Genomic DNA, 15554 nt, shown 5'->3' with positions numbered 1-15554 from the left:
GTCTGACGATTTTCCCGTCACCGCGGTGATCACCCGAAAACGATGTAAATCCAAACGGGTATCACGACTGCAACTTCATTCAACCTAGCACAGGGTTTCCGATCCTGCGGATAATCGGGGTGTGTCACAAGGCACCGTCGAACGTGGTAACGATCGGGGCCCCGAAGGTGTTCACCCGGGTTTTCCCAGTTGGACGGGGTTCCCGGACGCGGATGGGCCCCGTCGCGTCCGCTCGGACACGAGGGGGCCCACCGCTGCCCGCCGGAGTGTCTAGCCGTCCTTCTCCGTGGCGGCGAGGTCGTCGAACTGCGTTTTCTCGGTGGGTTTCACCCCGACCAGGTAACCGGCGCGGGCGATGGCGTTGCCGCCCACCGCCGCCGTGGCCAACTGGATGAGCAGGGCCAGGCCGATCTTGATCGCGTTGTCCACGGTCGGGTAGTGCAGCAGCAGACCGAGCAGGAGCAGGGCCGTGCCCAGCGCGCCGGCGATGCTGACCCCGCTGAGCCGGGCGTAGAAGTCCTGGAGCCGGAGCAGGCCGATCGAGCCCACCAGGAACACCAGGGCCCCCGCGGTCATGCAGACGATCCCGGCGACGTCCAACGCGTTCATCGCTTACCTCCGGTGATCAGGCGGGCCAGGGACAGGGCGGCCAGGAAACCGACCAGTGCGCTCACCAGGACGATGTCCACGACCAGTTCGGTGTCCAGGCGGTAGCCGAGCATGGCGACCAGCCCCACGAAACCGAAGAAGACCACGTCGGAGGCGGCGCCCCGGTCCGCGGCCGAGGGGCCGGTCAGGATGCGGTACGTGGCGATGGCCATCGCCAGCACGATCGCGGCCAGGCCGATGTCGATGTAGTGCATCAGTTCCGTCCCCCCTCGGCCGGGGCGCTCTCCGGGGGCCCCGTCAGCCGGGTGGCCGCGAGGATGTGGTTCTCCATCTCGCGGATCCCCTCCAGGAAGGACGCCCGGTCCTTCACGTACAGCCCGTGCACCCACAGAGTGGCGGGTGCACGGCGCACGGCCACGGTCACCGTCCCCGGGGTCAGGGAGATCAGGTTGGCCAGCATGGTGGTTTCCAGGTCGCTTCCGCAGCGGATCGGTACCTCGACGAAGGCCGGGGTCGAGGCGCTCCCCGGGGTGACGATGTCCCACATCACCTCGAAGGAGGTCCTGATGATCTCCCAGCCCGCGTAGAAGGGGAACCGGAGCACTCGCAGCGCCCACATCAGATGGGTCATCGTCCCAGCACCGCCTCGACGTATCCGGAGGTGTCCATGAGCCCCGCGGCGGCCTGCGCGCTCAGGTCGAGCAGGACCTGGGCGCCGAGGCCGATGCACAGGGTCGTGGCTGTCAGGACCAGGCCCGGAGCGATCAGCGCGGGCCGGATCTTCACGGGCACGGTGGTCCGGGTGGCGACGGAGCCGTCGGCGCCGACGACCGCGGGCTCCGGCAGCTCGTGCGGTTTCGGTTCCCTGCCCCAGAACACGCCGCCCCAGATCTTCAGCATGGACATCAGCGTGATGAGGCTGACCGCGATCATCACGGCCACGGCTGTCCACTGCGCGTCGTCGACCGCTGCCGTGACCAGGGTCAGCTTGGCGACGAATCCGGAGAACGGCGGCAGCCCCGCCAGGGAGAGCGCCGCACCCATGAACACCAGGGCCAGCAGCGGCTCCCGCTGGGCGATACCGCCGAGCCGGTCCAGCGCCCCGGTCCCGTAGGTGTGCTCGATCGCCCCGGTCGACAGGAAGAGGGACGCCTTCACGATCATGTGGTGGATCAGGTAGAAGATGCCCGCCATGAGCCCCAGCTCGGTGAACAGGGCCACACCCAGCAGGATGTAACCGATCTGGCTGATCATGTGGAACACCAGGATCGAGCGGGTCGTGTTCTCGCCGACCGCGCCCAGCACACCGATGACCATGGTCAGGGTGAAGGCGACCACTCCGATCCAGAGGAACTTCGCGTCCCCGTCGAAGATCATCGCGTACAGGCGGTAGATCGCGTAGATCGCCACCTTGGTGTGCAGACCGGAGAACAGGGCGGTGACGGCGGGGGAGGCGGCCGGGTAGGTACGGGCCAGCCAGCCGTGCACCGGGACGACCGCGGCCTTGATCGACAGGGCGAGGATGACCACGCCCGCGCCGACCGCGACCGCCGGGTCCTCCTTGGCGGCTCCGGCGAGCTCGCCCAGGTGCACGGTCCCGGCGGAGGCGTAGACCAGCGCGACCCCCGCGAGGAAGATCGTGGACGTCAGCAGGTTGACGGTGACGTAGATCCGTCCGGCCCGCAGCCGTCCCAGGGCGCCGAGCATCGCCAGCAGTCCGTACGAGGGCAGCAGCATGACCTCGATGAACACGAACATGTTGAAGATGTCGCCGGTGAGCAGCGCACCGGACACACCCGCTGTCAGCACCAGGACCAGCGTGGCGAAGAAGGGTCGCCGGTCGTCCCCGGTGGCGATCGCGAAGGCCGAGCACACCAGGGCCAGGAGCGAGGTGGTCCACAGCATCAGGGCGCTGAGGACGTCCGCGACGAACGGGATCGCGATCCCGTCCTGCCACAGGCCCACGTTGTGGGCGAACACGGCCCCGTCCCGGGTGAGCCAGATCAACCCGGTACTGGCCAGCAGGGCCGCCGAGCTCGGTGCGAGCAGCAGCGTCCGGCGCAGCCACAGGGGGCCGCCCAGTACGATCAGCAGCCCCGCGGACACCAGTGGGACCGCGACGAAGAGAGGAAGCAACGAGGTGTTCATGAGGCGTCCTCGGTGTCGTCGTCGCTACCGGACGCGGCGAGCGTGAGCATGTAGATCGCGATCGAGAAGGCGATCACGATCGCGGTCAGCACGAACGCCTGCGGGAGCGGGTCGCCCGCGGTGAGCGCGGTACCGAACTGGAGCAGGGGAAGGTCCCGGCGGAACACGCCGCCCGCCGACATGATCAGCAGGTTGACGGAGTGTCCCAGCAGGACGAGGCCGAGCACGATGCGCACCATGCCGCGCTGGAGCATCAGGTAGACGCCCCCGGCGACCATGATGCCGATGGTGATGGCGAGGGTCATCGGTTACCTCCGGTGGTGGAGCCGTCCAGGGCGGGTGCGTCGTCGCCGGACGCCTGGGCCGAGGGACGGTCCGTCCGGAACCCCTCGGGTTCCCGGACCGAGCCCTCCCCCCGTTCGAGGCCGAGCTCGTTGAGCGCCGTGAGCAGTACGCCCACCACCGCCAGGTAGACGCCGACGTCGAAGACGAGCGCGGTGGTGAAGTGGAAGTATCCGCCCCAGGCCAGCGGGATCTCGGCGTGCAGCGGTTTGAGGAACGACCCGTCCGCGTAGCCGAGGAACCCGGAGAACGCGGCCACCAGGACGCCCGCCCCGATGATCGCGGGGTAGGCGAGCCGGATGCGTGCCCTGTCGTCGCTCGGGGCAGCCAGGTAAAGCAGGGCGAAGCCCGAACCGCCCACGAGTCCGGCGATGAAGCCGCCGCCCGGCTCGTTGTGTCCGCGGAACAGCAGGTACACGGACCACAGGACCAGGAGCGGCATCAGGAAGCGGCCGACCGTGCGCATCAGCACGGTGTTGTCCTCCGGCGGGTAGGCGGCGTTGGTCCCGCCCACCACCACCCGGCGGGAGCTGTGCACCGGCAGCAGGCCGCTGGAGTGCAGCACCGCGATGATGATCAGCCCGGCGACGCCCAGCACCACCAGTTCGCCGAAGGTGTCCAGCGCCCGGTAGTCCACAAGGATGGTGTTGACCACGTTGGTTCCGCCGGTGTCCTCCGGGGCGTTGCCCAGGAAGTACTCGCCCGCGGCGGATATCTCCCGGCGTCCGGTCAGGGCGTAGGCGCCCACGGCCGCGGTGAGCCCGGCGCCGATCGCGATGACGGCGGTCAGCGCGGTGCGGCTCCGCTTCACCCGGTGGAACTTCTTGGGCAGGCGCCGCAGCACCAGCACGGCGACGACCACGGTCAGGATCTCCACCAGGAGCTGGGTGAGGGCGACGTCGAAGGCGCCCAGGAAGAACAGCCACAGGGCGACGGTGAACCCGGCGACGCCGACCAGCGCCAGCCCCGCCATCCGGGAGCGGGTGACCACGGCCGCGCCGACGGCCACGGCCATCAGGCCCACCAGGAGCCAGTCCAGACCCATGGCGGTCTGCCCGGCCACCGGCGGGAGGTCCAGGCCGACCACCGCGACGACCGAGGCCAGCGCGATGATGAGGACGACCGGTACCCCCAGGTGGAACGCGGGGGAGTCGGTCCGGGTGAGGTCACCGGTCCGCCTGCCCACCCGGACGATCCCCTCGTGCAGGAACTCGAAGATCCACACCCCGGTGACCGGTACGAGGTCGCGTCCGGCCAGGGCGTCGCCGGAACGGCTCCGCCAGGCCAGCAGCGCACCGAGGCCGACGGCCGCGGCGGACATGCCCAGGGCGGCGTTGAGGCCGTGCCACAGCAGCAGGTGCGCGTCGGCGGCCTCGTGGGTGGCGTTCAGGGCGACCTCGTTGACCATCGTGTCCAGGATCGGCACGGTCAGGCCGAGCAGCACACCGCCGAGGGAGGCGGTCATGGCGGGGAGCCAGAAGCTGGGGCGCGCCTCCGAGGCGGTGCGTTCCTCCGCGTCGCCCCGGGGCTCGCCCCAGAACGCCCCGTACACGAACCGGAACGAGTAGGCGAAGGTGAAGGCCGCGGCACCGACCGCGGCGGCGCCCGCCACCGGACCGAACCAGGCCGGGCCGGGCGCGTGCAGGAACGCCTCGAACAGGTTCTCCTTGCTGATGAAGCCGAGCAGCGGCGGGATGCCCGCCATGGACAGCGCGGCCAGCGCGGCCAGGGCCGCGGTGACCGGCATCCGCCTGCGCAGGCCGCCGAGCTGGCGCAGGTCGCGGGTGCCGGCCTGGATGTCCACCAGGCCGACCGACATGAACAGCGCCGACTTGAACAGGGCGTGCGCGACGGTGTGCACGGCCGCGGCGACCAGGGCCTCGGGGGTTCCCACACCGATGACCGCGACGAGGAAGCCCAACTGGCTCACGGTGGAGAAGGCGGCGAGCCGCTTCAGGTCGTGCTGTTGCAGCGCGAAGACCGCCCCGACCACCGCCGTGGTCAGACCGAGGACGATGAGCAGGGTGTTCCACAGCAGCAGGTCGCCGAAGGCCGGGGTGAACCGCATGGCCAGGTAGATCCCGGCCTTGACCATCGCCGCGGCGTGCAGGTAGGCGCTGACCGGTGTGCTCGCCGCCATGGCGTCGGGCAGCCAGTAGTGGAACGGGAACTGGGCCGACTTGGTGAACACCGCGACGGCGACGAGCACCGCCACCAGCGACACGAACCCGGTGTCCTCGGTCCACGAGGTGTCCGCCAGGATCACGCTGAGCTGGGAGGTCCCGGTGCGCACGATGAGCAGCACGGCCGCCGCGAGCAGGGCGAGTCCGCCCATGGCGGTGAGCAGGAAGGTGCGGATCGCCGGGCGGCTGGCCGAGGGCCCCGACAGGCCGATCAGGTAGAACGACGCGATCGTCGTGAGCTCCCAGAACACGAAGAGCAGCACGACGTCGTCGGCCAGGACCAGACCCGACATCGCCGTGGCGAAGAGGGTCATCAGGAAGTAGAAGCCGAACCTGCGCCTCGGCGGGAAGTACCGGGTCGAGTACGCCATGATCAGCGCACCGATCCCGGTGACCAGCATGGTGAACAGCCAGCCGAGTCCGTCCATGCGCAGGTGGAGTTCGACCCCGATCTGCGGCATCCACGGTCGGGAGAACTCCAGGGGCTCCCCGGACCCCAGCACCTGGGGGGCCTGCGCGGCCACCAGCAGGGTCAGACCGAGGAACACCGCGGCGATCGGCCAGCCGGCGTTCCGGCCCAACAGCCTGTCCAGTAAGGGTGTGCTCGCGACGGTCACGGCGAGCACGATGAGGAGAATCAGCAGCACCACGCCACTGTCCTTTCACAGCCTGGCGCCGCGCGGACTGGTGTCACGGCGCCCGGGAGGGCGTCCGATGCGGTCCGCGCGGCGACACGGGTAGGAGCGGTTTCGGGACGGCGCCGACGGGGGCGCGGTCAACCGGGTCCCGGTGGACAGGAGCTGAGTTCGCCGTGGGCGTTGGTGCCCCAGGCGTTGGTGTAGCCGTTGGTGCCGAGCGGGCGGCGGTTTCCGGCCGGAAGCCTGTGCCGCTCTCCGAAGCGGCTTCGGCGCAGCGCGGTCGGGAGGGGTGTATGGTTCCGGGTCATGTGGTGGGCTCCGGGGTATGGGTCGTAGGGACGCCGACCAGTCTTCCCGGCACACCTTTTGGCGCGTGCAGCGCCGCGCCCATACTTGTCGATGTGGGCAGATGGCGCGCGCGGCGCCGCGCCCATATTCGTGTATAGGGGCAGTTCTGTCCAGTTTTCGGCCATCGGGCCCGATCGGGGAACGGACCGGCACCGACACGCGAAAGTCCTGTCCAATATAGTCCCTGAACAGCTACTATGACCTGTCGCCGACAGGCCGTGCGTGCGGGACGCCCGTAACCGGCCCGAAGCCGGTCCCGGACGCACATCCCCGACCGGTGGGCGGGGAAGACTGGTCGGCGAAGATGTCCGTCCCTACCCGAAACCAGGTGCCCCATGCCGGAGACCGCACTCCACGGTGCGCGTGTCTACCGATCCGAGTCCGCGGAGAGGATCGTCCGCGGCTGGTGTCGGGACCGGCTCGACGAGTACCCGGACCTGAGCTCCGTGGCCGAGATCTCCACCTCCCTCGGGCCGACCCGGGCCTTCCGGATGTCGGGTGGCTCCGGGGCCCCGGTGGTGGTGCTCAGCGGAACCAACTTCAACAGCGCGCTCAGCGCCTCGCCCGCCTCCGACATGACCGAGGACCGCGACGTCGTCCTGGTCGACCTCCCCGGGCAGCCGGGGCTCAGTTGCGGGCTGCGCCCGAAGGGGAGCCGTGCGCAGGCGTACGGGGCGTGGCTCGACGAGGTGCTGCCGGAGCTGGTGGACCGTCCGGCGATCGTCCTCGGCCACTCCCTCGGGGGCGCCGTCGCCCTCGCCTCGCAGCCGTGTGACCTGGTCAAGGGGTTGGTGCTGGTCAACCCGGCCGGTCTGACCGGCGTCGCGACCTCCCCCGAGCTGATGCGGGTCACCCTGCCGTGGATGATCAACCCGCGCGAGGACAAGAGCACCAGGCTGCTCAACTTCATGAGCGGCCCCGCCTTCCGGCACCCCGTCCACCCGTTCGCCGCCTGGATGACGATGGTCGGTCGGCACTGCCGGACCAGCCTCGCTCCGGGCCCGCTGGTCCTGGAGACCCTGCTGCGCTGGCAGGGCGGGAACGTCCTGGCGGCGACGGGTTCGGACGACGTCTTCTTCCCCCCGTCCCGGCTGAAGGCCCCGGTGCGCAGGTTCCTCGGTTCCGAACTGCGGGTCCTGGAGGGCGCCGGACACCTGTCCCTCTACGAGTCCGCGGAGAAGGTCCGGGCGCTGGTGACCGAAGCGGACGGCTGAGCGGACTCAGCTCCTGGTCGGATTGGTCGCCTTGCCGTCGGGCCGGAGCCCGGCGGTGCCCGCTGCTTCCGAAACCACCCCAACCACGGTGATCTTGCTACCAGGGGCAAGTTCGGCGCCGAAATCGCCCCTGGTAGCAAGATCACCGTGAATAGAGGGACCAAAACCGCCCGGGCGCTCAGCGGGCGAGGGTTCGCAGGAGGTGCTGCCAGGAGGAGGGGCCGAAGGCGAGGTGCCCGAGCGGGCGGTTGCGGGTGTCCCGAACAAGGACGCTCGGCTCCTCCGATACCTCGACGCAGTTGCCCCGGCCGCCGGTGTGGCCGGAGCCGTGCCAGCCGACCTCGACGCACTCGCCGCCGGTGCTGTTGGAGTAGCTGCTCTTACGCCAGGTCACTTCGGCGCAGTCGCCGCCGCCACTGCCGCCGTAGCTGGACTCGAACCACCGCACGCGCTGCCTCCTCGGGAAGGGAAGGGGGTACCCCGGGTATGGAACGGGGTACCCGCTCGCGTCAGCGCTTAAGAGTGCCCGGAAGCCCTGACCACTCGGTGTTCCGGAAGGCGGGGCGCCCGTGCTCGCGGTGCCGCGCCCGGTGGGGGGCACGCACCGTGGAGGCGGGAGCGGGCCGGACCGTCCCCACCCGCCCCGGAACTACCCCTCCGCCAGCAGTTGGCCGATGGTGTGCTCACCGGCGGCGGCGAGCACGGGGTGGTCGTCGGTGCTGGTGGCGAGTACCGAGGCGAAGCTGACCGCCCAGGCGCGGGCCCGCTTCCAGGTGTCCCCGTCGATCCCGGACAGCCGGTCGAGGCGGGCGCGCAGCCGGGCCCGGTCCCCGGCCTCGAACAGCAGCCAGGCGAGGGCGAGGTCGGTGGCCGGGTCACCCGAGGTCAGGTCGCCGAAGTCGATCACGGCGGCCAGGTCGGCCCGCCCGTTCGGCCCGTCGCCCACCAGGATGTTCGCGGGGTGCAGGTCGCCGTGCAGCCAGAGCGGCGGCCCGGACCAGCCGGGTGTGTCGACCAACGCCTCCCACTGGGCCAGGAGCGGGGCCGCGTGCGGGGAGTCGAGGCCGGTGAGCCGTTCGCGCACCCGCCCGTCGCGCTGGCGCAGGGGTACGCCCCGCACCGGGTTCTCGGGGGCGCCCCGGGGCGCGGGCACGTGCAGTCGGGACAGGAACAGGGCGAGCGGTTCCACCAGGGTTCCGCGCTCGGCGGGCGGGACCTCGGCGGCGGCACGGCCGCCGAACCAGGGGTTGACCGACCAGTGCCAGGGGTATCCGTGGCCGGGGCGTCCGGTGCGCAGCGGCACGGGAACGGGGACCCCCACTCGTTCGGCGATGTCGGGCAGCCACCGCTGTTCGTTCAGCACGAGCTGGGCGGCGGCCGCGCGCCGGGGCATCCGGACGCACAGGTGCTCGCCGAGGCCGAACAGCACGTTGTCCCACCCGTTGGCGAGGGGAGCGACGGGCAGTTCCGCGAGGTCGGGGTGCTGCTCGCGCAGGAGCCGTCGGACGAGTCCGGGGGTGGGGGTCACTTCGGCCGGGGGCGTGCGCATGATCCCAGTATCGGCGAGCCGAAGAGGTGATCCGGGTCACGTTCGCCGTTCCCCGGCGCGTGCCTGAATCCCCGTGGTGTGCGGGTTTCCGCTGCGGTTGTGGCCTGGGGTGATGGTGTGACCTTCGGGGGCGGCGTTGTGGCGTTCCGGGTGGGTGTGTAACTTTAGCCTTGCCTTACTTAGCCAAGCCTTACCGAAGTATCCCCCCACTTCCTGACCCCTGGAGTGCCCCGTGTCCCCACGTTCCGCCGCCCTGTTCTCGTTGCTGCCGGTCTCGGCTCTGGTCCTCGCGGGCTGCTCCGCAGAGGACGCGGACGGGGCGGGTACGGAGGCGGCCGCGGAGACCGTCACCGTCGAGGCCCTCAACGGCGACATCGAGGTCGCCACGAACCCCGAGACCGTGGTCGTCTTCGACAACACCCAGCTGGACATCCTGGACGCCCTCGGCGTCGAGGTCGCGGGCATCCCCTCCGCCGAGACCTACCCCTCCTTCTTCTCCGACTACGTCGAGGACCCCGACGTCGAGAACGTCGGCTCCCTCTTCGAACCGGACTTCGAGGCGGTCGCGGGCATGGACCCCGACCTCATCATCGCGGGCGGCCGCAGCTCCGAAGCGATCCCCGAACTGGAGGAGATCGCCCCCACCCTCGACATGACCGTCTTCGCCGGTGACACGGTGGGCGACATGAAGGACCGCGCCCTGGCCTACGGCGAGGTCTTCGACAAGCAGACCGAGGCCGAAGAGCTCGTCGCCGAGTTCGACTCCCGCATCGCCGAGGTCGGCGAGCAGGTAGCCGACTCCGGGGACGGCCTGGTCATCATCACCTCAGCGGGCGAGATCAGCGCCTACGGCCCCGGCTCCCGCTACGGCTTCTTCTACGACGCCCTCGGCCTGACGCCCGCCATCGACGTGACCAGCGAGGAGGCCAGCCACGGCGAGGTCCTGTCCTTCGAGGCCCTGGCCGACGCCGACCCCGACTGGCTGTACGTGATCGACCGCGACGGCGCCATCGGCGAGGAGGGCGCGGCCCCCGCCGAGCAGGTCCTGGACAACGACCTCGTCGACCGCACCACCGCGGCCCAGGAGGACCAGATCATCCACCTCAACTCCGAGGAGATCTACCTCGTCGGCGGCATCCAGGCGCACCTGAACACCCTGGACGTCATCGAAGACGCCCTGTCCTAGGCAGTGGCAGCGACAACCCCCGCCACGGCGCCCGGAACCCGGCAGCAGAACCGGGGGCCGGGCGCCCGCGGTTACCTCGCAGCGGCCGCCGCCGGGGCCGCCGTCCTGGCCCTGTCGGTGGTCAGCCTCTTCGTCGGGGCCAGCGACATCACCCCGGCGAGGCTGGTCGGGGACCCCGACGCCCGGGAGCTCTTCCTCCTCAGTCGGGTCCCCCGTACCCTCGCCCTCCTGCTCGCGGGCGCCGCCATGAGCGTCGCGGGCCTCATCATGCAGATGCTCACCCAGAACCGGTTCGTCGAACCGTCCACGGCGGGCACCGTGCAGTCGGCCTCGCTGGGCATCCTGCTGGTGACCATCCTCTTCCCCGGAGCGCCCCTGCCGGTGAAGATGACCGCCGCGTGCGTGGCCGCACTGCTGGGCACCCTCCTCTTCCTGGGGGTGCTGCGCCGGGTCGCCCTGAAGTCCTCGCTGATCGTCCCCCTGGTCGGCATCATGCTCGGCGCCGTCATCAGCGCCGTCACCACCTTCTTCGCACTGCGCTACGGCCTGCTCCAGACCCTCGGCACCTGGGAGTCGGGTGACTTCTCCGGGATCATGCGGGGCCGCTACGAACAACTGTGGCTGGTGGGAATCATGGCGCTGACCGCCTACCTCGTCGCCGACCGCCTCACCGTGGCCGGGCTGGGCCGCGACATCGCGGTCAGCATCGGCCTCAACTACCGGGCCGTGGTGGCGCTCGGGGTGGGCATCGTCGCGATGGTCAGCGGCGTGGTCGTGTCCGTGGTCGGCACGCTGCCCTTCCTCGGGCTGATCGTGCCGAACCTGGTGAGCATGGTCGTCGGCGACCACGTGCGCAAGGGCGTGCCCTGGGTCTGTCTGCTCGGCGGCGGCATCCTCGTGCTCTGCGACATCGTCTCCCGGGTCATCCGCCAGCCCTTCGAGATCCCCGTCGGTACCGTCCTCGGCGTCGTGGGCGCCGCCGTGTTCCTGGTGATGCTGCTTCGGAGGCGTAATGTCGGCTGAACAGGACGTACGCCCGGAACAGGGCGAGGAACAGGCCCGCGGACCGCGGCGTCTGGGGCCGCGGACGGTCCCCGCCTGGGCCCGGATCGCGGCCCTGGCCGCCCTCGCCGTGCTCTGCGCCGCCCTCTACCTGACCTACGGGGTCAGCGGGAACGTCGCCTACGTCGTGGAACGGCGGACCACCGTCGTCCTCACGATGCTCGTGGTGGCGTTCGCCGGCGCGGTCTCCACGGTCCTGTTCCACACGGTCACCGACAACCGCATCCTCACCCCGTCCATCATGGGGATGGAGGCGCTGTTCGTTCTGGTGCAGACCTGCCTGGTGTTCGTGTTCGGGATCGCTGGCCTGTCCGCGCTGCCGCCGGTGGCGGCGTTCCTGTCCCAGACCGCCCTGATGGTGGTGTTCGCGCTGCTGCTGTTCCAGCGCATGTTCACCGGCGGGATCGGCAGCCTCCACCTGACGCTGCTGGTCGGGATCGTCTTCGGAGTGCTGTTCAACAGCCTGTCGCGGCTCATGCAGCGGCTGCTGGACCCCAACGAGTACGACGCGCTCCAGGGCAGGCTCTTCGCCCGGCTGACCCGCGCCGACGCCGACCTGCTCCCGTGGGTGGCGGTCGCGGTGGTCCTCGTGGGGATCTACGTGTGGCGCAGGCACCGGCTCCTCGACGTCGTCTCCCTGGGCAGGGAGACCGCCGTCAACCTGGGCGTGGACCACCGGCGCGTGGCCGTGCGGATGCTGATGATCGTCGCGCTGCTCGTCTCGGTGTCCACCGCCCTGGTCGGCCCGATGACCTTCTTCGGTTTCATGGCCGCGACCCTCGCCTACCAGGTCGCCGGGCGGCACGAGCACCGCTACGTGCTGCCGACCGCCTTCCTGGTGGGTCTGTGCACCCTGGTGGGCGGCCAGTTCGTCCTGGAGCACGTCCTCGGGCACGCGGGCACGCTGAGCGTGGTCATCGAGTTCACCGGCGGCGCGCTCTTCCTGTACTTCCTGCTGCGAAAGGCCGCACGTTGATCGAACTGACCGAGCTCACCAAGACGTACGGGTCCTCGACGGTTCTGGACGGGGTGTCACTGCGCATCGAGCGCGGCGGGGTGACGTCGATCATCGGGCCCAACGGCGCGGGCAAGTCGACGATGCTGACCATCATCGGGCGACTGCTCGCCTCCGACGGCGGCCGGGTGACCGTCGACGGCATGGACGTGGACCGCGCCCCGGGCCGGGAGTTCGCCAAACGGCTGTCCATCCTGCGCCAGGAGAACCAGTTCACGACCCGGCTGACCGTCCGCGACCTGGTCCGGTTCGGCCGCTACCCGCACTCGCAGGGGCGGCTGACAGCGGAGGACCACGCCCAGGTGGAGGCGGCCCTGGGCTTCCTCGACCTGGTGCCGCTGGCCGGCCGGTTCCTCGACGAACTCTCCGGCGGCCAGCGCCAGCGGGCGTACGTGGCGATGGTGCTGTGCCAGGACACCGACTACGTGCTGCTCGACGAGCCGCTGAACAACCTGGACATGAAGCACGCGGTGTCGATGATGCGGCAGATCCGCCGGGCCGCGGACAGCCTCGGGAAGACGGTGGTGGTCGTCATCCACGACATCAACTTCGCCTCGGCCTACTCGGACCGGATCATCGCCATGCGCGAAGGCCGGGTCGCGTACTCGGGCACCCCGGCGGAGATCATGACCTCCGAGGTGCTCCTGGACGTGTTCGACCTGGAGGTGCGGGTCGAGGAGGTCGGCGGCGCCCGGATCGGCGTCTACTACCGCTGATCCGGCCGGTCCCGGGGACTCGGGCAGGCTGTGGGCGGCCCACGGGCTGCCCGAGGGGTGGCGTTTCGCGGTCGGCGGGGCGGGGTACTGGCAGGTAGCAAAGCAGGGGGGCGCCGAGAAGCACGGGTGCAGGCACCCCTATCCCACGGCGTGCGGACGCCATGGCCCCCGTCCCGGGACGGACCTAGCGTTGACATAGGTGCCACCGGATTCGGGGCCCCACCAACTTCGGGGAGGGGCAGCAGTTATGCCCGACAACACCACCGAGACCCTGGGAACCAGAAGGGGCAGCGACTTCGCCCGGCTGTCCCAGCGGATCCAGGCAGCAGGACTCATGGAACGCACCCCCATCTACTTCGCCGTACGCCTGAGCCTCATCGCCCTGGCCTTCGTCGGTTCGTGGGTGGCGTTCTTCCTCATCGGGAACTCGTGGTGGCAGATCGTCACCGCCGTCTTCATGGCCGCCGCCTTCGGCCAGGTGGGACTGGTCTCCCACGAGCTCGCACACCGGCAGATCTTCAACGGCCGCAGAATCAGCGAGGCCGTCGGCCGAGTGGTCGGCAACCTCGGTATCGGCCTGGGATACGGCTGGTGGCAGGACAAGCACACCCGCCACCACGCCAACCCCAACCACGAGGAGCACGACCCGGACGTCAACGCCGACCTGTTCGTGTGGTCCGAGGGCCAGGCCGGGGCCGCACGGGGGATCCCGGCGTTCTTCGGCAAGTACCAGGCCTTCCTCTTCTACCCGGTCCTCCTGCTGGAGGGGTTGAACCTGCACTACGGGAGCGTGCGGGCACTCTTCAAGCCCACCACCAAGCACCGGGTCCTGGAGGGCGCGCTCCTGGCCGCCCACTTCGTGCTCTACCTCGGGGCGGTCTTCACCGTCCTCGACCCGCTACCGGCCGTCGTGTTCATCGCGGTCCAACAGGGCCTGTTCGGGGTCTACCTGGGCTGCATCTTCGCGCCCAACCACAAGGGCATGCCGACGCTGAAGAAGGGCGAGAAGCTCGACTTCCTCCGCAAGCAGGTGCTGACCTCGCGCAACGTCCGGGGCGGCGGTTTCACCGACCTGGCACTCGGCGGGCTCAACTACCAGATCGAGCACCACCTGTTCCCGAGCATGCCCAGCCCCCACCTGGCCTTGGCCCAACCGATCGTGCGCGACTACTGCGCGGAGATCGGGGTGCCGTACCACGAGACGGGCTTCGTCCGCTCGCACGTCGAGGCCCTCACCCACATGCACCGGACGGGCGCCTCGCTGCGCGCGAGGAAGCCCGCCTGAGCCGGTCCGTGCCGACCCCGGCGCCCTGCCGGCCCTCTCCCGGGCCTACTGGTCCCGTTCCTGGGCCTGTGCCGACTCCGTGTGCGAACCCGGTTCGTACTCGGGCAGCGGCACCGAGCCCAGGATCTCGTTGGCCTCGTTGTACTCCGCGTCCGGGATGGACCGCAGGGCGCTCACGATCTCCTCGTCGGCGCCCGCCTCCAGGGCCGCGGTCACGACCGCGTCCCGGGGCTGGGGGAAATCCATCCCGGCCAGGACCTGTCGGAGCCCGCTACGGCCACGTTTGACGCCCATCGCTCGTCCTCCCGGTAGTGAGAGGCCCGGCCGCCGTCGGCCCCCGAGGGGCGAACACCCGCCCGGACCTGCGCGGACACACCTGGCACTACCCGGCCGGGGGCGGACTCAACCGCTGCCCGGGCAACGCCCCCGCCCCCGACCGGTTCCGCGCCCCTACTCCTCCACCGGGAGCCACGCCACCTCGCCGGCGAGGTGCACCGCTTCCAGGCAGGCCGGGTCGAAGTAGCCGAGCGCGTCGGCGGAGCGGTCGGGGTGGTCGGAGGGCTCCCCGCCGACCGGGGCGAGCAGCTTGTGGACGCCGCCTTCGCCGCCTTCACCACCGCGGTGCAGGCCGGGTACGGCTTCGCTGCGGCCGTGCTGGCCCCGGTGGACCTGGCCGTGATCTGGCTGCCGCGCCGTGTCCGCCCGGACGCCACGGAGGAGGACACCACCGAGGAGGGCCCCGCAGAAGAGGGGGCCACGGGGGCGGACGCGGCCCCGGCCCACTGCTGACCCACGCGGCGGTGTGCGCGCGGGTCGTCCCGGGCGTGCCCCGTGACGGCAGGGAGGCGAACCCGTCCAGGTCCCCCTTGGCCCGCGTCCCTGCGGCTACTCCGGCGCGGGGGCACCCCTTGACCTAATGTGTAAGTGAATGCTTACATATTTTCGTGGATGCCATGGAGGCGATCGGAGAACCGAACCGTCGGCGCGTGGTCGAGGTCCTCGCGGCGGGAGAGCTCTCCGCCGGCGGGATCGCGGCCGGGTTCGACATCAGCCGCCCCGCGGTCTCGCAGCACCTACGGGTCCTCGTCGAGGCCGGGGTGCTGCGGGTGCGCAGTGAGGGCCGTCAGCGGCTCTACTCGGTCGACCCGGCCGCGCTGGACGAGGTGGGCGACTGGCTCGAAGTCCAGCGCGGACGGTGGAACCGGGCGCTCGACGCACTGGAACAGGCGATGAACGAACCCCCGGAAGAAAGGTGAGGA

18 protein-coding genes are annotated in these 15554 nt (G+C 70.4%); 8 read left to right on the top strand and 10 right to left on the bottom strand.

The annotated features are described in order from the left end of the window. Window positions 1-270: 270 nt before the first annotated feature. The 7 genes from mnhG to IE195_RS02395 form a co-directional block, all read right to left on the bottom strand. Window positions 271-609, bottom strand: coding sequence for a monovalent cation/H(+) antiporter subunit G (gene mnhG / locus IE195_RS02425; RefSeq protein ID WP_191267672.1), 339 nt, complete (start codon window positions 607-609; stop codon window positions 271-273). Next, entirely contained in the window at window positions 606-863 is a 258-nt protein-coding gene (locus IE195_RS02420; protein WP_191267663.1) for an MrpF/PhaF family protein, read from the bottom strand. Before IE195_RS02420 ends, mnhG begins: the two co-directional genes overlap by 4 nt. Further along, window positions 863-1240 carry a Na+/H+ antiporter subunit E gene (locus IE195_RS02415; protein WP_191267661.1) on the bottom strand — a complete coding sequence of 126 codons (378 nt, stop codon included), beginning with the start codon at window positions 1238-1240 and terminating at the stop codon, window positions 863-865. The genes IE195_RS02420 and IE195_RS02415 overlap by 1 nt, the downstream gene beginning before the upstream one ends. Continuing rightward, window positions 1237-2757, bottom strand: coding sequence for a monovalent cation/H+ antiporter subunit D family protein (locus tag IE195_RS02410; protein WP_191267659.1), 1521 nt, complete (start codon window positions 2755-2757; stop codon window positions 1237-1239). The genes IE195_RS02415 and IE195_RS02410 overlap by 4 nt, the downstream gene beginning before the upstream one ends. Beyond that, window positions 2754-3062, bottom strand: a complete 309-nt coding sequence (locus IE195_RS02405) for a sodium:proton antiporter (RefSeq protein ID WP_191267657.1) — start codon at window positions 3060-3062, stop codon at window positions 2754-2756. Before IE195_RS02405 ends, IE195_RS02410 begins: the two co-directional genes overlap by 4 nt. Beyond that, window positions 3059-5932 carry a DUF4040 family protein gene (locus IE195_RS02400; RefSeq protein ID WP_191267653.1) on the bottom strand — a complete coding sequence of 958 codons (2874 nt, stop codon included), beginning with the start codon at window positions 5930-5932 and terminating at the stop codon, window positions 3059-3061. Before IE195_RS02400 ends, IE195_RS02405 begins: the two co-directional genes overlap by 4 nt. A 125-nt stretch (window positions 5933-6057) precedes the next feature. Continuing rightward, window positions 6058-6228 (bottom strand): hypothetical protein, encoded by a 171-nt coding sequence (locus IE195_RS02395; RefSeq protein WP_191267645.1) that lies wholly within the window; start codon window positions 6226-6228, stop codon window positions 6058-6060. 375 nt (window positions 6229-6603) lie between these two features. Here IE195_RS02395 and IE195_RS02390 point away from each other — a divergent pair, with 375 nt between their 5' ends. Continuing rightward, a complete protein-coding gene (locus IE195_RS02390) occupies window positions 6604-7482 on the top strand; it encodes an alpha/beta fold hydrolase (RefSeq protein ID WP_191267642.1) in 879 nt (292 codons plus the stop codon). Window positions 7483-7660: 178 nt separating this feature from the next. Here the strand turns inward: IE195_RS02390 and IE195_RS02385 are convergent, their stop codons facing one another. Then, on the bottom strand, window positions 7661-7930 hold the full coding sequence (locus IE195_RS02385; protein WP_191267638.1) for a DUF397 domain-containing protein: 270 nt from the start codon (window positions 7928-7930) through the stop codon (window positions 7661-7663). 201 nt (window positions 7931-8131) lie between these two features. Then, entirely contained in the window at window positions 8132-9031 is a 900-nt protein-coding gene (locus tag IE195_RS02380) for an aminoglycoside phosphotransferase family protein (protein WP_191267633.1), read from the bottom strand. A gap of 232 nt (window positions 9032-9263) precedes the next feature. On the opposite strand from IE195_RS02380, the gene IE195_RS02375 reads away from it, so the two are divergent. The 5 genes from IE195_RS02375 (at window position 9264) to IE195_RS02355 (ending at window position 14295) form a co-directional block, all read left to right on the top strand. Further along, the gene (locus IE195_RS02375) at window positions 9264-10217 is read left to right on the top strand and encodes a siderophore ABC transporter substrate-binding protein (protein ID WP_191267628.1); all 954 of its coding nucleotides are present in this window, start codon (window positions 9264-9266) and stop codon (window positions 10215-10217) included. 3 nt (window positions 10218-10220) lie between these two features. Further along, window positions 10221-11240: an ABC transporter permease gene (locus tag IE195_RS02370; RefSeq protein WP_191267618.1), complete on the top strand. Its 1020-nt coding sequence runs from the start codon at window positions 10221-10223 to the stop codon at window positions 11238-11240. After that, window positions 11230-12255 carry an iron chelate uptake ABC transporter family permease subunit gene (locus tag IE195_RS02365; RefSeq protein WP_191267610.1) on the top strand — a complete coding sequence of 342 codons (1026 nt, stop codon included), beginning with the start codon at window positions 11230-11232 and terminating at the stop codon, window positions 12253-12255. The genes IE195_RS02370 and IE195_RS02365 overlap by 11 nt, the downstream gene beginning before the upstream one ends. Beyond that, window positions 12252-13010 (top strand): iron ABC transporter ATP-binding protein, encoded by a 759-nt coding sequence (locus IE195_RS02360; protein WP_191267608.1) that lies wholly within the window; start codon window positions 12252-12254, stop codon window positions 13008-13010. Before IE195_RS02365 ends, IE195_RS02360 begins: the two co-directional genes overlap by 4 nt. A gap of 334 nt (window positions 13011-13344) precedes the next feature. Next, complete coding sequence (locus IE195_RS02355) at window positions 13345-14295, top strand: fatty acid desaturase family protein (RefSeq protein WP_225943660.1); 951 nt, start codon at window positions 13345-13347, stop codon at window positions 14293-14295. A 45-nt stretch (window positions 14296-14340) separates the two neighbouring features. Here IE195_RS02355 and IE195_RS02350 read toward each other — a convergent pair whose 3' ends face one another. Beyond that, entirely contained in the window at window positions 14341-14589 is a 249-nt protein-coding gene (locus IE195_RS02350; protein WP_191267595.1) for a DUF2795 domain-containing protein, read from the bottom strand. 195 nt (window positions 14590-14784) lie between these two features. Here IE195_RS02350 and IE195_RS02345 point away from each other — a divergent pair, with 195 nt between their 5' ends. After that, a complete protein-coding gene (locus IE195_RS02345; protein ID WP_191267593.1) occupies window positions 14785-15084 on the top strand; it encodes a hypothetical protein in 300 nt (99 codons plus the stop codon). Window positions 15085-15248: 164 nt separating this feature from the next. Continuing rightward, window positions 15249-15551, top strand: a complete 303-nt coding sequence (locus IE195_RS02340) for an ArsR/SmtB family transcription factor (RefSeq protein WP_225942570.1) — start codon at window positions 15249-15251, stop codon at window positions 15549-15551. Window positions 15552-15554 lie beyond the last annotated feature (3 nt).

This window comes from Nocardiopsis terrae, from assembly GCF_014651695.1.
GTDB classification, from domain to species: Bacteria; Actinomycetota; Actinomycetes; order Streptosporangiales; family Streptosporangiaceae; genus Nocardiopsis; species Nocardiopsis terrae.
Note: the sequence above shows the minus strand (reverse complement) of the source record. Positions and strands in the feature narration are given on the sequence as shown.

Coding starts and splice junctions, on each gene's coding strand:
- mnhG (WP_191267672.1), bottom strand. CDS start 609: ATGAACGCGTTGGACGTCGCCGGGATCGTCTGCATGACCGCGGGGGCC.
- IE195_RS02420 (WP_191267663.1), bottom strand. CDS start 863: ATGCACTACATCGACATCGGCCTGGCCGCGATCGTGCTGGCGATGGCC.
- IE195_RS02415 (WP_191267661.1), bottom strand. CDS start 1,240: ATGACCCATCTGATGTGGGCGCTGCGAGTGCTCCGGTTCCCCTTCTAC.
- IE195_RS02410 (WP_191267659.1), bottom strand. CDS start 2,757: ATGAACACCTCGTTGCTTCCTCTCTTCGTCGCGGTCCCACTGGTGTCC.
- IE195_RS02405 (WP_191267657.1), bottom strand. CDS start 3,062: ATGACCCTCGCCATCACCATCGGCATCATGGTCGCCGGGGGCGTCTAC.
- IE195_RS02395 (WP_191267645.1), bottom strand. CDS start 6,228: ATGACCCGGAACCATACACCCCTCCCGACCGCGCTGCGCCGAAGCCGC.
- IE195_RS02390 (WP_191267642.1), top strand. CDS start 6,604: ATGCCGGAGACCGCACTCCACGGTGCGCGTGTCTACCGATCCGAGTCC.
- IE195_RS02380 (WP_191267633.1), bottom strand. CDS start 9,031: ATGCGCACGCCCCCGGCCGAAGTGACCCCCACCCCCGGACTCGTCCGA.
- IE195_RS02365 (WP_191267610.1), top strand. CDS start 11,230: ATGTCGGCTGAACAGGACGTACGCCCGGAACAGGGCGAGGAACAGGCC.
- IE195_RS02355 (WP_225943660.1), top strand. CDS start 13,345: ATGGAACGCACCCCCATCTACTTCGCCGTACGCCTGAGCCTCATCGCC.
- IE195_RS02350 (WP_191267595.1), bottom strand. CDS start 14,589: ATGGGCGTCAAACGTGGCCGTAGCGGGCTCCGACAGGTCCTGGCCGGG.
- IE195_RS02340 (WP_225942570.1), top strand. CDS start 15,249: ATGGAGGCGATCGGAGAACCGAACCGTCGGCGCGTGGTCGAGGTCCTC.